The organism is Rhodococcus sp. ENV425 (assembly GCF_002887785.1).
GTDB lineage: Bacteria > Actinomycetota > Actinomycetes > Mycobacteriales > Mycobacteriaceae > Rhodococcus > Rhodococcus aetherivorans.
Genome location: NZ_PCZU01000282.1, coordinates 428 through 15,090, shown reverse-complemented (window position 1 = coordinate 15,090; position 14,663 = coordinate 428). Strand labels below are relative to the sequence as shown.

12 protein-coding genes and 1 pseudogene are annotated in these 14,663 nt (G+C 70.6%); 10 read left to right on the top strand and 3 right to left on the bottom strand.

The window, feature by feature from the left end:
• The first annotated feature begins 53 nt into the window (after positions 1-53).
• From leuC to CQZ88_RS26460, 3 genes and pseudogenes are all read left to right on the top strand, one after another.
• Positions 54-1,472 carry a 3-isopropylmalate dehydratase large subunit gene (gene leuC / locus CQZ88_RS26470; protein ID WP_029544403.1) on the top strand — a complete coding sequence of 473 codons (1,419 nt, stop codon included), beginning with the start codon at positions 54-56 and terminating at the stop codon, positions 1,470-1,472.
• A 25-nt stretch (positions 1,473-1,497) separates the two neighbouring features.
• A complete protein-coding gene (leuD, locus tag CQZ88_RS26465; protein ID WP_006934268.1) occupies positions 1,498-2,094 on the top strand; it encodes a 3-isopropylmalate dehydratase small subunit in 597 nt (198 codons plus the stop codon).
• Positions 2,095-2,262: 168 nt separating this feature from the next.
• Positions 2,263-2,805 (top strand): annotated as a pseudogene (locus CQZ88_RS26460) (HU family DNA-binding protein); the annotation flags it as partial.
• Positions 2,806-2,906: 101 nt separating this feature from the next.
• On the opposite strand, the gene CQZ88_RS26455 reads toward CQZ88_RS26460, so the two are convergent.
• Genes CQZ88_RS26455 through cofC form a run of 3 tightly spaced genes read right to left on the bottom strand, consistent with a single transcriptional unit; the run spans position 2,907 to position 6,801 of the window.
• The gene (locus CQZ88_RS26455) at positions 2,907-3,845 is read right to left on the bottom strand and encodes an NUDIX hydrolase (RefSeq protein ID WP_029544399.1); all 939 of its coding nucleotides are present in this window, start codon (positions 3,843-3,845) and stop codon (positions 2,907-2,909) included.
• An 8-nt stretch (positions 3,846-3,853) separates the two neighbouring features.
• Positions 3,854-6,070, bottom strand: a complete 2,217-nt coding sequence (locus CQZ88_RS26450) for an RNA degradosome polyphosphate kinase (protein WP_029544397.1) — start codon at positions 6,068-6,070, stop codon at positions 3,854-3,856.
• A gap of 50 nt (positions 6,071-6,120) precedes the next feature.
• Positions 6,121-6,801: a 2-phospho-L-lactate guanylyltransferase gene (gene cofC / locus CQZ88_RS26445; protein ID WP_006933746.1), complete on the bottom strand. Its 681-nt coding sequence runs from the start codon at positions 6,799-6,801 to the stop codon at positions 6,121-6,123.
• Between the two features lie 115 nt (positions 6,802-6,916).
• Between cofC and CQZ88_RS26440 the strand changes: the two genes are divergently transcribed.
• The 7 genes from CQZ88_RS26440 to nadD all read left to right on the top strand — a co-directional run.
• Positions 6,917-7,915, top strand: coding sequence for an NAD(P)H-dependent glycerol-3-phosphate dehydrogenase (locus CQZ88_RS26440; RefSeq protein WP_006933747.1), 999 nt, complete (start codon positions 6,917-6,919; stop codon positions 7,913-7,915).
• A gap of 4 nt (positions 7,916-7,919) precedes the next feature.
• Entirely contained in the window at positions 7,920-9,041 is a 1,122-nt protein-coding gene (locus tag CQZ88_RS26435; RefSeq protein WP_006933748.1) for a cystathionine gamma-lyase, read from the top strand.
• Positions 9,042-9,090: 49 nt separating this feature from the next.
• Entirely contained in the window at positions 9,091-10,197 is a 1,107-nt protein-coding gene (locus CQZ88_RS26430) for a D-alanine--D-alanine ligase family protein (RefSeq protein ID WP_006933750.1), read from the top strand.
• A gap of 30 nt (positions 10,198-10,227) precedes the next feature.
• The gene (locus CQZ88_RS26425; protein WP_029544392.1) at positions 10,228-11,532 is read left to right on the top strand and encodes a glutamate-5-semialdehyde dehydrogenase; all 1,305 of its coding nucleotides are present in this window, start codon (positions 10,228-10,230) and stop codon (positions 11,530-11,532) included.
• Positions 11,533-11,612: 80 nt separating this feature from the next.
• On the top strand, positions 11,613-12,494 hold the full coding sequence (locus tag CQZ88_RS26420) for a MoxR family ATPase (RefSeq protein ID WP_006933754.1): 882 nt from the start codon (positions 11,613-11,615) through the stop codon (positions 12,492-12,494).
• 1 nt (position 12,495) lies between these two features.
• Complete coding sequence (locus CQZ88_RS26415; RefSeq protein ID WP_006933757.1) at positions 12,496-13,947, top strand: VWA domain-containing protein; 1,452 nt, start codon at positions 12,496-12,498, stop codon at positions 13,945-13,947.
• Positions 13,948-14,059: 112 nt separating this feature from the next.
• Positions 14,060-14,663, top strand: a 604-nt coding sequence (gene nadD / locus CQZ88_RS26410) for a nicotinate-nucleotide adenylyltransferase (RefSeq protein WP_258008808.1), incomplete at its 3' end; no start/stop codon positions are given.

Genomic DNA, 14,663 nt, shown 5'->3' with positions numbered 1-14,663 from the left:
GGGACAGCCCCGAGAACGGGATCCGCGTTCGTCACGTACGACAGGTGGAGAAGATGGCTGGAAAGACTCTGGCGGAGAAGGTGTGGGACCAGCACGTGGTCGTGCGCGGTACGGGAGAGGGCGCGGCGCGACAGCCGGACCTGATCTACATCGATCTGCATCTCGTGCACGAGGTCACGAGCCCGCAGGCGTTCGACGGTCTGCGGTTGGCGGATCGGCCCGTGCGGCGGCCGGACCTCACCATCGCGACCGAGGACCACAACGTGCCCACGGTCGACATCGACAAGCCCATCGCCGACCCCGTCTCGCGCACCCAGGTCGAGACGCTGCGCCGCAACTGCGAGGAGTTCGGCATCCGGCTGCATCCGATGGGTGACGTCGAACAGGGCATCGTCCACGTCGTCGGACCGCAGCTCGGCCTGACGCAGCCGGGCATGACGGTGGTGTGCGGCGACAGCCACACCTCCACCCACGGCGCCTTCGGTGCCCTGGCGATGGGCATCGGCACGAGCGAGGTCGAGCACGTGCTGGCAACTCAGACACTGTCGCTGCGCCCGTTCAAGACCATGGCGATCACCGTCGACGGCGCACTGCCGCCCGGCGTCACGAGCAAGGATCTGATCCTCGCCGTCATCGCCCGGATCGGCACCGGCGGCGGCCAGGGCTACGTGCTCGAGTACCGCGGCGAGGCGATCCGGAAGCTGTCGATGGAAGCACGGATGACCATCTGCAACATGTCCATCGAGGCGGGCGCCCGGGCCGGGATGATCGCGCCCGACGAGATCACCTACGAGTTCCTGAAGGGCCGCCCGCACGCCCCCCAGGGCGCGGACTGGGACGCCGCGGTGGCCGCGTGGGAGCAGTTGAAGACCGACGAGGACGCGGTTTTCGACGCCGAGGTCCACATCGACGGCTCGTCCCTGACGCCCTTCGTCACGTGGGGCACCAACCCCGGCCAGGGCGCGCCCCTCGGCGCGTCGGTGCCCGACCCGGAGGCGATGGCGGACGAGGGTGAGCGCCTCGCGGCCGAGAAGGCGCTGCGGTACATGGGACTCGAGCCCGGAACCCCGCTGCGTGAGGTGCCGGTCGACACCGTCTTCGTCGGCTCGTGCACCAACGGCCGGATCGAGGATCTGCGCGCCGTTGCGGAAGTTCTCCAGGGCCGCAAGGTCGCCGACGGCGTTCGTATGCTCGTCGTACCCGGATCGATGCGCGTTCGTGCCCAAGCCGAAGCCGAAGGTCTCGGTGAGGTCTTCACGGCCGCGGGCGCGGAATGGCGCCAGGCCGGCTGCTCGATGTGCCTGGGCATGAATCCGGATCAGCTGGCGCCGGGCGAGCGCTGTGCATCGACCTCGAACCGGAACTTCGAAGGCCGCCAGGGCAAGGGCGGGCGCACCCACCTCGTCTCGCCTGAGGTCGCCGCGGCGACCGCGGTGCGCGGCACTCTCTCCGCTCCGGCGGATCTGGACTAGGTCACGGAACCGAAGGAGAATTTCGATGGAAGCCTTCACCACTCACAAGGGCATCGGCGTTCCGCTGCGCCGGTCGAACGTCGACACCGACCAGATCATCCCCGCGGTGTATCTGAAGCGGGTCACTCGAAGCGGATTCGAGGACGGGCTGTTTGCCGCCTGGCGCACGGATCCGGCCTTCGTACTGAACACTCCGCCGTTCGACCGGGGCAGTGTCCTCGTGGCCGGGCCGGATTTCGGCACCGGGTCCTCCCGCGAGCACGCCGTGTGGGCGTTGTCCGATTACGGCTTCCGCGTCGTGATCTCGTCCCGCTTCGCCGACATCTTCCGGGGCAACTCCGGAAAGGCCGGACTGCTGGCCGCTCAGGTCGAGCAGCCGGACGTCGAATTGCTCTGGAAACTCATCGAACAACAGCCGGGACTGGAGCTGGAGGTCGACCTCGAGCATCGCACCGTGACCGCCGGAACCACCGTGGTGCCGTTCAGCATTGACGACTACACCCGGTGGCGTCTGCTGGAGGGTCTCGACGACATCGGGCTCACGTTACGGCAGGTAGAGGCGATTTCCGAGTTCGAAAACGCAAGGCCGTCTTGGAAACCGCGGACCCTCCCGGCGCCCTGATCCGGCCCCGAATCGGGCCTGGGCGGGCCGGATCCGACGACACGTTCGGATCCGGCCCGCCTGTAATTTGCATGAGAATTGGCGTGGCACATAGACTCTTGCCCGTTTGCGGGTCTACCGTGGACTCGAGTCGGTCTGACGGTGGACCGTTATGTGCGGAGGAATGCAATGAACAAGGCAGAGCTGATCGATGTTCTGACCGAAAAACTCGGTTCGGACAGGCGCACTGCAACGGCGGCCGTGGAGCACATGGTCGACGCGATCGTGCGCGCAGTGCACTCGGGTAAGAGCGTCACGATCACCGGCTTCGGCGTCTTCGAGCAGCGCCGCCGCGCGGCGCGGGTCGCGCGCAACCCGCGCACGGGTGAGACCGTGAAGGTCAAGCCGACGTCGGTGCCGGCGTTCCGCCCCGGCGCGCAGTTCAAGGCGGTCATCGCCGGCAGCCAGAAGCTCCCCGCGACCGGTCCGGCCGTCAAGCGGGGCGCGGCTGCCGCGGCGAAGAAGACCGCGGCCGCGAAGAAGACCGCGGCCAAGAAGACCGCGGCGGCGAAGAAGACTGCCGCCAAGGCAGCTCCGGCGAAGAAGGCGACCACCGCGGCCAAGGCTCCGGCCAAGACCACCGCGGCGAAGAAGACCACCGCGGCCAAGGCTCCGGCCAAGAAGACCACCGCGGCCAAGAAGGCGCCGGCCCGGAAGGCTGCAGCCAAGAAGTAGGGCTGCTGGGAGTAGGGCTGCCGAGAACTAGGGCTGCCAACCGGATACCGTCCGTTCGGCGGCCATCGGGGGGAACCTCGATGGCCGCCGAAGCGCGTTCAGGCGGGCCCGGCGGGCAGCGGGCTGTCGATGTGGTCCACCGCGACGAGCCGGTCGCCGGCGAGCGACAGCACCCACGTGCTGCCCTTGCGGTTACGCGTGTTCGGCGCGGTGATCCCGTCGTGCTCGGCCCACCATTGCACAAGGTCCGGGATCACCTTGCCCTGGCTGCAGATCACCGGCACCCCGCCGCGCTGGGCGAGGTCGAGCACCCGCTTGCGCCCGAGTTGCGGGTCGGCGCTGTACTCCTCCTCCGTGAGGGAGGGTTCGACGGCAACGTCGATCCCGAGCCGGTCCGCGAGCGGTTGCACCGTCTGCACGCAGCGTGCCCGGTCCGCGGCGACCACGCTGTCGGCGCCGAACGCGAGCAGTTGCGGAACGAGGGCCTGGGCCTGGGCACGGCCCGCCGCGTCGAGCGGCCGGTCCCGATCGTCGCCCCGGTGATTCCTGCGGCTGCCGGCCTTGGCATGCCGCACGATCAGCACCGTCGCCGTGTCCGGCGGCAGGGCCTGGAAGCGGCGCAGCACCGTGTGGTCCATCGGGTACGACAGGGCCGCGAAGGCGTCGTCGGGTGCGAGCCAGCGCAGCTCGTCGACCTCGTCGTTGGGGGTGAACTCCCCGCTGCACTTCTCGGCGGCCCAGTAGTCCACCCGCTTGAGCTTGCGGTGACCCGGCACCGGGTAGGTGACCTTGCCGAGATACCGGCCGAGACGCGCCGAAATCCCGGTCTCCTCCTCGATCTCGCGCAGGGCGGCGACGATCGGGGTCTCGCCGGGATCGAGCTTGCCCTTGGGGAAGGACCAGTCGTCGTAACGCGGCCGGTGCACGACCGCCACGTCGAAACGGTTCCGGTCGGTCGGATTCCGTCGCCAGAGGACAGCCCCGGCGGCGAAGATGTTGGCTCGCATTGCGTTGTCGGAAACGGGGGACACCGACATCCTTCCGATCAGGAGCTACGGCTACGCATGAGCTCTTCTTGATGGTCACGGGCCGCGGTTCCGGGAGCCGGCGACGCGAGCCAGGTTCCGTCGGCCCGCAACGTCCAGCACCGGGTGGCCGGGTCGAGCGCCGACTCGAAGATCGAGTCGAGTTGCGCCGCCAGTCGGGGATCCTTCACCTGTGCCATCACCTCCACCCGGCGATCGAGGTTGCGATGCATCATGTCGGCGCTGCCGATCCAGATCTCGTCGGCTGCCCGGAAATGCAGGACGCGCGAGTGCTCCAGGAACCGCCCGAGGATGGACCGCACCGTGATGTTCTCGCTCAGTCCGGGTACTCCGGGCTTGAGCGCGCAGATGCCGCGCACGACGATCTCCACCGGCACCCCCGCGCAGGAGGCGCGGTACAGCGCGTCGATGACCTGCTCGTCGACCAGCGCATTGGCCTTCAGGCGGATCCGGGCGTCGCGACCGGCCGCGTGGTGCTCGATCTCGGCGTCGATCCGTTCGATGATGCCCGCTCGCACGCCGTGCGGGGCCACGAGCAGGTTGCGGTACTTCGCCATCCGCGAGTAACCGGTGAGCGTGTTGAACAGATCGGTCAGGTCCGCGCCGATCTCCGGGGCGGCGGTGAGCAGGCCGACGTCCTCGTAGAGCCGGGCGGTCTTCGGGTTGTAGTTGCCGGTACCGATGTGGCAGTAGCGGCGGATGAGCGAGCCCTCCCGGCGGACCACGAGGCACGTCTTGCAGTGGGTCTTCAGTCCCACCAGGCCGTACACCACGTGCACGCCGGCCTGTTCGAGTTTGCGGGCCCACTTGATGTTCGCCTGCTCGTCGAAGCGGGCCTTGATCTCCACCAGCGCCACCACCTGCTTGCCGGCCTCCGCCGCGGCGATCAGTGCGTTGACGATGGGGGAGTCGCCGGAGGTGCGGTAGAGGGTCTGCTTGATCGCGAGCACCTGGCTGTCGGCTGCGGCCTGCTCGATGAACCGTTGCACGCTGGTGGAGAAGGAATCGTAGGGGTGGTGCACCAGCACGTCGCCCTCGCGCAGCGTCGAGAACACGCTCTTGGGGGTCTCGCGTTCGCCGAACGCGGGGTGCGTGGCCGGCACGAACGGCCGGTCCTTCAGGTCGGGGCGGTCCACGCCGTGCACCTGCCACAGGCTCGACAGGTCCAGCAGTCCCGGCAGCTGCACCACGTCGGCGGGATCGACGTCGAGCTCGCGCAGCAGCAGTTCGAGCATGTGCTCGGTCATGTCGTCGGCGACCTCGAGACGCACGGGAGAACCGAAGCGGCGACGGGCGAGTTCCCGCTCGAGCGCCTGGAGGAGATCCTCGTCGCGGTCCTCCTCGACCTCGAAGTCGGCGTTGCGCGTGACCCGGAAGGCGTGGTGCTCGACGATTTCCATGCCGGGGAACAGCACGTCGAGATGTGCCGCGATGAGTTCCTCGAGAGGCAGGAACGCGTCGATCTCGTCCGGGGAGCCTTCCCGGCGGACCCGGACGAAGCGATCGACGTTGTCCGGCACCTTCACCCGCGCGAAGTGCTCCCCGGCGGACTCCAGATCCTTCACGGTGACAGCGAGGTTGAGGCTCAGCCCGCTGATGTACGGGAACGGGTGTGCCGGATCGACCGCGAGGGGCGTCAGTACCGGGAACACCTGCTCGACGAAGTACGCGGTCAGGCGCTGTTTTTCGTCGTCGGTCAGATCCTCCCAGTCGATGATGGAAATGCCTTCGGCGGTCAGGGCGGGCAGGACCGAATCGAGGAAGACGAGAGCGTGCCGGCGCGCGATCTCCTGGGTGCTGCGCGCGATGAGCGCGAGTTGCGCTCGTGGCGACAGCCCGTCGGCGGAGCGGACCGACAGGCCGGTTTCGGCACGGCGCTTGAGGCCGGCGACGCGCACCATGTAGAACTCGTCGAGGTTCGAGGCGAAGATCGCAAGGAACTTGGCGCGTTCGAGGAGCGGCAGAGACGTGTCCTCGGCCAGCGCGAGCACCCGCGCGTTGAAGTCGAGCCAGCTCAGTTCCCGGTTGAGGTAGCGGTCCAGCGGCAAGCCGTCGGCGACCGCCTGCAGCATCGTGGCTGCGGGCGGGGCACTCGGCGCCGAGGCCGAACGGGTGGCGGTGGTGCCGTCGAGTCCGGCTCCGCCGTCGCCGGATGCCCCGGCGAACCCGGGAGGTTCGGTGTCGATGCGCTGGTCCGTGGAATCGCCGTGTTTCACACGTCGATCATCCCTCAGTTTCGGAACGGCGGACAATCCGTCGACGTACGTCACCCGAAGTCGGGATGACGAACGGGCATCGGCCATCCGATCCGCCCCAGAGCCGAGGCCGTCGCGGGCCCCACGCCCTGCGCCGTGGCGGCCTCGAGATCGGCGACGGTGTCCACGTCGAGCCGCAGTCCCGGCCAGTCCCCGGCCAGGGGGTGGGCTCCCGCCCGCACGTGACGGTGCGCCGAGTCCGGGCCGAACAGCGGGTGCAGCGGTTCGGTCGTGCAGTGCAGCAGCGCCGAGGTGCCGGTGCCGGTGTGGTCCACGACGACCGCCCGGCCGACCTCGCGCGCCGCGGTCAGGGCCGCGGACAGTTCGGCGGGCCGCAGGGCCGGCAGGTCCGCGTGCAGCGCGACCAGATCCACGCCGGGCTCGCGGGACCGCACCCGCCGGGCCGCGGCGGCGAGCGCCGCATTCAGCGGATCGACGGCGGTGCCGGCCGTGTCGACGGCGGGGGGATCGGCGAGCGTGTGCGCCCCCGCGCGGAGAGCCAGCGCGGCGACATCGGCGTCGGTGGTGATCACGGTGACGGCGAGCCCCTCGACCGCCAGCGCCGCGTGGAGGGTGTCGTCGAGCATCGCGAGCACCAGGGCCGCTCGGGTGCCGGGGTCGAGGACGTGCGCCAGCCGCGACTTCGCCAGGCCGAGGGCCTTGACGGGAATCAGCGCGTGCGCGGCGGTCATGGTCGTCGATTCTGCCAGTCGGCGACGAGGACGGTCGCGGGCGCGGCGGTGGGCGATACTGGAGCGGTCGCGGCGGTGGTCTGCGGACGGGATCGGACACGAGTAAGGGGACTGCGTGAGCAAGGCTGCGGTGTTGGGTGCGGGGTCGTGGGGGACGGCCTTCGCGAAGGTACTGGCGGAGGCCGGAACGGACGTGACGATCTGGGCGCGGCGCGCGGAGGTGGCCGAGGCGATCGCCGCCCGGCACGAGAACCCGGACTATCTGCCGGGCGTCGAGTTGCCCTCGACGTTGCGCGCCACCGCGGATCACCGCGTCGCACTCGACGGAGTGGACTTCCTCGTCCTCGCGGTGCCGTCGCAGACGCTGCGCGCGAATCTCGGGGCGTGGCGCGACGACATCGGTTCCGACGCGACCCTGCTGAGCCTGGCGAAAGGCATCGAGGGCGGCACCCTCATGCGGATGAGTCAGGTGATCGCCCAGGTGACCGGTGCCGAACACGACCGCATCGCGGTGTTGTCCGGGCCGAATCTCGCCCGCGAGATCGCCGATCGGCAGCCCGCCGCCACGGTGATCGCGTGTTCCGACTCCACTCGGGCGCTCGAGATTCAAAGAGCATGTGCAACAGGGTATTTCAGGCCCTACACGAACACCGACGTGATCGGCTGCGAGATCGGCGGCGCGTGCAAGAACGTCATCGCGCTCGCGTGCGGCATGGCCGCCGGTGTCGGCCTCGGCGACAACACGATCGCCTCCATCATCACCCGTGGGCTGGCCGAGATCACCCGGCTGGGAACTGCCCTCGGTGCCAAGCCGACCACCCTGGCCGGGCTGGCGGGTGTCGGCGACCTCGTGGCCACGTGCACCTCGCCGCTGTCGCGTAACCGTTCGTTCGGGGAGCGACTGGGCAGGGGAGGGACACTCGAAAGCGCCCAGGAGGCCACGCACGGCCAGGTGGCCGAGGGGGTCAAGTCGTGCACCTCCGTCCGGGCGCTGGCGGCCAGTTACGACGTGGAGATGCCGCTCACCGACGCCGTGCACCGCGTCTGCTACGAGGGCATGTCGGTGCCCGAGGCGATCGGGCTGCTGCTCGGCCGCCGGATCAAGCCGGAGTGAGACCGTGCCGGGTGACTCCACACGCTGCGTGAAAGCGGTTGCTGCCGAACATATTCCAGGGGCTCCGCTGCAGCCCGGTCCGGTCCTCGCCGCCCCCTACCAGCTCGGCGCGGAGGGCACGGAGACCGACACCTACGCCCGCGCCTCGAATCCCGGTTGGCGTGCCCTCGAATCCGCGCTGGCCGCGCTCGAGGGCGCGGCCGCGGCCCGGGTCGTCGGGTCCGGGATGTCCGCGGTCACCGTCGCGCTGCGGGCGCTGACCCGTGGCGGCGGCACCGTCGTCGTCCCCGCCGACGGGTACTACCAGGTGCGCGAATACGCGCGGGAACGCCTCGAGCCCCTCGGGATCACGGTCCACGAACTCACCGCCGCCCAGTTCGGCGACGGCAGTCTCCGCGCTGTCCTCGCCGGCGCCGGCGAGGGCGCGCTCGTGCTGGCCGAGACCCCGTCGAACCCGGGACTGGACGTCGTCGATCTGCGCGCCACCGCGGCGCTGTGCCGGACGGCCGGCGCCCTGCTGCTGGTGGACAACACCACCGCCACCCCGCTGGGGCAGCAGCCGCTCGCGCTGGGCGCGGACATCGTCGTCGCCAGCGGCACGAAATCGCTCAGCGGGCACAGCGATCTGCTGATGGGGTACCTCGCTGTCGCCGACGATGCACTCGTGCCGGCCCTCGACCGGGAGCGCCTGCTCTCCGGGACCGTCCTCGGCCCGTTCGAGACGTGGCTGGCGCACCGCAGCCTGGGCACCGCCGGGCTGCGCTTCGACCGGCAGTGCGCCAACGCGCTCGCCGCGGCGTCGATGCTGCGCGAGCATCCCGCCGTGCGCGGCGTCCGCTACCCCGGTCTGGGCGACGATCCCGCCCACCCCGTCGCCGCGGCACAGATGCGCCGGTTCGGGCCGCTGGTGACGTTCCGGCTCGACGGCGAACAGCAGTTCCACCGGTTCGTCGCGGCGAGCGAGCTCGTCACCGCCGCGACCAGTTTCGGGGGCATCCACACCACCGCCGACCGGCGCGCCCGCTGGGGCGATCCCGTACCGGCCGGCTTCGTGCGATTGTCCTGCGGGATCGAGGACACCGCCGACCTGCTCGACGATCTCGACCGCGCGCTCTCCCGGTGCTGAGCAGGACTCGGGTATCTACCGGGGCGGCGGCACCGGTACGGTTTGTGCCGTGAGCACACCCCGTATCCGGGTGGCCGTCGTCTTCGGCGGCCGCAGCAACGAACATTCCGTCTCCTGCGTTTCGGCGGGCAGCATCCTGCGCCACCTCGACCCGCAGCGTTACGAGGCCGTCCCGATCGGCATCACCACCGACGGCGCCTGGGTGCTCGCCGACACGGATCCCGAACGGCTCGCCAAGGCGGGCCGCGAGCTGCCGACCGTCGACGCGGAGGGAACGGCGCTGGTGCTCACCGCCGACCCCACTCGGGCCGGTGACATCGTCGCCCTCGACGAGGGCGAGTTCGGCAAGGTGCTCGCCTCCGTCGACGTCGTGTTCCCGGTGCTGCACGGCGCCTACGGCGAGGACGGCACGATCCAGGGGCTGCTCGAGCTCGCCGGCGTTCCGTACGTGGGACCCGGCGTGCTCGCCAGCGCCGCCGGGATGGACAAGGAGTTCACCAAGAAGCTGCTCGCGGCCGAGGGCCTGCCCGTCGGATTCCAGATCGTGCTGCGCCCCGGCGCCGCGACCCTCACCGAGGAGCAGAAACAGCGTCTCGGCCTCCCGGTCTTCGTCAAGCCCGCCCGCGGCGGCTCCTCCATCGGGATCAGCCGTGTCGCCGACTGGGCGGCGCTCGACGCGGCGATCGAGAAGGCCCGCCGGCACGACCCGAAGGTGATCGTCGAATCCGCGATCGTCGGTCGCGAGGTCGAGTGCGGCGTGCTCGAGTTCCCCGACGGCGACGTGCGCGCCAGTGTCGTCGCCGAGATCCGGATGCCCGACCCGTCCGGCGATCACGAGGCGTTCTACGACTTCGACACCAAGTACCTCGACGACGTGTGCGAGTTCGACGTGCCCGCCAAGCTCGACGACGACGTCTCCGACCGGATCCGGGAGCTCGCGGTCCGCGCCTTCCGCGCCCTCGACTGCCAGGGCCTGTCCCGCGTCGACTTCTTCGTCACGGAGGACGGGCCCGTGATCAACGAGATCAACACCATGCCCGGGTTCACGTCGATCTCGATGTACCCGCGTATGTGGGAGGCCAGCGGTCTCGAGTACCGCACGCTGCTGTCCACGCTGGTGGACACCGCCCTGGCGCGGGGGACCGGGCTGCGCTGATCCGCCCGGGCGCGGACTAGTCTGGGGGCCATGACTGCCGTGACCCCTGACTCATCTGCAACCGTTTCCGGGGACGTCCGGGCGACCGGCGCCGGGGACACCCGCGAGGCCGTGCACGCCGCGGCCCGTCGCGCCCGCGTCGCCTCCCGCCGGCTCGCCCTGCTCACCACCGCGCAGAAGGACGCCGCCCTGCACGCCGCCGCGGACGCGGTGCTCGCCGCGTCCGACGCGGTGCTCGCCGCGAACGCCGAGGACATCGAGACCGCCCGCGCGGCGGGCACCGAGGAGTCCCTGCTCGACCGGCTCCGGCTGACGCAGGCCCGCGTCGAGGGCATCGCGGCGGGGCTGCGGCAGGTCGCGGGGCTGCCCGACCCGATCGGCGAGGTGGTCCGTGGCTCGACCCTGCCCAACGGCCTCGAGATCCGGCAGATGCGGGTGCCGCTCGGCGTCGTCGGGATGGTGTACGAGGCCCGGCCCAACGTCACCGTCGACGCCTTCGGCCTGGCCCTCAAGTCCGGCAACGCGGCCCTGCTGCGCGGGTCGTCGTCGGCAGCCCACTCCAACGCCGCCCTCGTCGAGGCCCTGCGCGGCGCCCTCGCGATGCAGGAGCTGCCGGAGGACGCCGTACAACTGCTGCCCAGCGCGGACCGGTCCTCGGTCACGCACCTCATCCAGGCACGCGGACTCGTCGACGTCGTCATCCCGCGCGGCGGTGCCGGCCTGATCTCCGCCGTCGTCCGCGACGCCACCGTGCCCACCATCGAGACGGGCGTGGGCAACTGCCACGTGTACGTGCACGCGTCGGCCGATCTGGACATGGCCGAGAAGATCGTCGTCAACGCCAAGACCCGCCGGCCCAGCGTGTGCAACACCGCCGAGACGATTCTGGTGGACAAGGCCGTCGCCGACACCGCCGTACCCCGGCTGCTGCAGGTGCTGCAGAACCACAGCGTCACCGTGCACGGTGACCTGCCCGGCCTCGAGCCGGCCACCGAGGCCGACTGGGCGGAGGAGTACCTGAGCCTCGACATCGCGCTCGCCGTCGTCGACGACCTCGACGCGGCCGTCGCGCACATCGACCGGTACGGCACCGGCCACACCGAGGCCATCGTCACCTCCGACCTCGCGGCGGCCCGGGAGTTCTCCGCGCGGGTCGACGCCGCAGCCGTTATGGTCAACGCCTCGACGGCGTTCACCGACGGCGAGCAGTTCGGGTTCGGTGCCGAGATCGGCATCTCCACCCAGAAGCTGCATGCCCGCGGCCCGATGGGACTGCCGGAACTCACCTCCACCAAGTGGGTGGTGTGGGGCGACGGCCACACCCGGCCGGCCTGAGGGTTCGCGACAGCGCTCGACGAGATCGGACCGGACGAGACCCGGACCCGACAGGGCCGGCCCCGACGAAAGGACACAGCGTGGACCGTGCGCTGCCGACCACCCCGCCGATCTTCGCCGACGTCGACGAGGTGATCGACCGCCTCGCCGAGACCGGATACCTCGCCGACAAGGCCACGGCCACCGCGGTGTTCCTCGCCGACCGCCTCGGCAAGCCGCTGCTCATCGAGGGCCCCGCCGGGGTGGGCAAGACCGAGCTCGCCCGGGCGGTGGCGCAGACCTCCGGCGCCGAGCTGGTGCGGCTGCAGTGCTACGAGGGTGTCGACGAGTCGCGGGCGCTGTACGAGTGGAACCACGCCAAGCAGATCCTGCGGATCCAGGCCGGCACCGACCATTCCTGGGACGCGACGAAGCAGGACGTGTTCTCCGAGGAGTTCCTCCTGCCGCGCCCGCTGCTGACCGCCATCCGCCGGGAGGATCCGACGGTGCTCCTGGTCGACGAGGTCGACAAGGCGGACGTGGAGATCGAGGGTCTGCTGCTCGAGGTGCTCAGCGATTTCGCGGTGACCGTGCCCGAGCTCGGCACCATCAGCGCCACCCGCAAGCCCTTCACGGTGCTCACCTCGAACGCGACGCGGGAGCTGTCCGAGGCACTCAAGCGACGCTGCCTGTTTCTGCACCTCGACTTCCCCGACGCCGACCTCGAGCGCCGCATCCTGGCGAGCCGGGTACCGGAGCTGCCCGAGACGGTCGCCGAGCAGCTCGTGCGCACGGTCCGGGTGCTGCGCGGCATGCAGCTCAAGAAGCTGCCGTCGGTGGCGGAGACGATCGACTGGGGTCGCACGCTGCTCGCCCTGGGCCTCGACACCCTCGACGACGCCGCCGTGCGGGCCACGCTCGGGGTGATCCTCAAACACCAGTCCGATCAGCTGCGGGCCGCGGCCGAGCTGCGGTTGAACTGACATGGCCGGGGCACGCCCGCCGGTGCGGGACCAGGGGCCGTCGGCGCCGCACGGCCTGCCCGGCCACCTGGTCGGGTTCGTCGAGGCACTGCGCCGCCGCGGCATTCCCGTAGGACCGTCCGAGACCGTCGATGCCGGCCGGGTCATGTCGGTGCTCGACCTGCTCGACCGGGACGCCCTCCGCGAGGGGCTGGCGTGCGCGCTGCTGCGCCGGCCCACCCACCGCCCGACCTTCGATGCCCTGTTCGACCTGTGGTTCCCGGCAGCGGTCGGCCGCCGCGAGGCCGGCGGGATCGATCCGGCGCTGCCGCGCACCCCGGACGGCGAGATCGACTTCGAGGCGTTGCGGGATCTGATCGCCGAGATACTCGCCGACGACTCCGCCGACGCGGTCGAGCTCGTCGAGCTGCTGACCGCGCAGATCGTCGAGGAGCTGGGGCAGTACACCTCGGGCAACGGACCGTCGTTCTCGGCGTACCAGGCGCTGCGCCAGGTGTCGCCCGAAACGCTGGTCTCGAAGATCCTCGAGGGCCTGCTCGGCAACGCCGGCCCGGAGGAGCGGGCTCAGGACACCGAGTACGCCACCGAGGTGGCGCGCCGCACGGCGGCGCGCCGAGTGGCGGATTTCCGGGCCATGGTCGAGCGCGAGACGCGTCGCCGCACCGCCGAACAGGTCGGACGCGACCGCGTCGCCACCTACGGGGTGCCCAAGCTCGCCGAGGAGGTCGACTTCCTGCGTGCCACCGACGCCGAGCTCACCGCGCTGCGCCGCAGCGTCACCCCGCTGGCGCGGCTGCTGGCGAGCCGGCTCGCCGCGCGCCGGCGGCGGGCCCGTGCGGGAGCGATCGACCTGCGCCGGACGCTGCGCAAGTCGATGTCCACCGGCGGGGTGCCCATCGACCTGGTCAACCGCAAGCCGCGCCCGGCCCGTCCGGAGCTGGTGGTGCTCTGCGACGTCTCCGGGTCGGTCGCCGGCTTCTCCCACTTCACCCTGCTGCTCGTGCATGCCCTGCGCGAGCAGTTCTCCCGCGTCCGGGTGTTCGCGTTCATCGACAGCACCGACGAGGTCACCCACCACTTCTCCGCCGGCGCCGACCTCGGGGCCGCCATGTCGCGGATGCTGCGCGAGGCCGAGCTGATCGCCTACGACGGCCACTCCGACTACGGTCACGCGCTGGGCGTGTTCACCGAGCGGTACGCGCACAGCCTCACCAGCCGCAGCTCCCTGCTCGTGCTCGGCGACGCGCGGACCAACTACCGCGATCCCAACCTCGGCGCCCTCGAGCACCTGGTGGCCGTCGCCCGGCACGCCCACTGGCTCAACCCGGAACCCCGCGGCCAATGGGGAACCGGAGATTCGGCGGCGAAGGCGTACGGCGAGGTGATCACGATGCACGAGTGCCGGTCCGCGCAGCAGCTCGCGCAGGTGGTGGCGGGCCTGCTGCCGGTGTGAACCCGTAAGCTGGACAATCGTGCATGAGCCATCCGCCCCGAATCCGGCGCCGCGACGTCGCGACGGTGACACACGACACGGCGTCGGTGACACACGACGTCGCGTCGGTGTCATGGGCGGCACCTTCGACCCCATCCACCACGGGCACCTCGTCGCAGCCAGCGAGGTGGCCGACCGGTACGACCTCGACGAGGTCGTGTTCGTGCCCACCGGACAGCCGTGGCAGAAGTCGGGGAGCGAGGTCAGCACGGCCGAGGACCGCTATCTGATGACGGTCATCGCGACCGCCTCGAATCCGCGGTTCTCCGTCAGCCGGGTCGACATCGAGCGGGACAAGGCCACCTACACTGTCGACACGCTGCGCGACCTGCGTTCGCTGATGCCCGACGCCCAGCTGTACTTCATCACCGGCGCCGACGCGATCGCCTCGATCCTGTCGTGGCAGAACTGGACCGAATTGTTCGAGCTGGCCCGGTTCGTGGGAGTGTCGCGTCCGGGCTACGACCTGCACGTCGAGCATCTCGCCGAACACCTCGAGAAGCTGCCCGCCGACACCGTCGGTCTCGTCGAGATCCCCGCGCTGGCGATCTCCTCGACCGACTGCCGGACGCGGGTGCGTGACCACAGGCCCATCTGGTACCTGGTGCCGGACGGGGTGGTGCAGTACATCACCAAGCGCAACCTGTACCGGCCCGCGAACTCGCGGCGCCTCGACG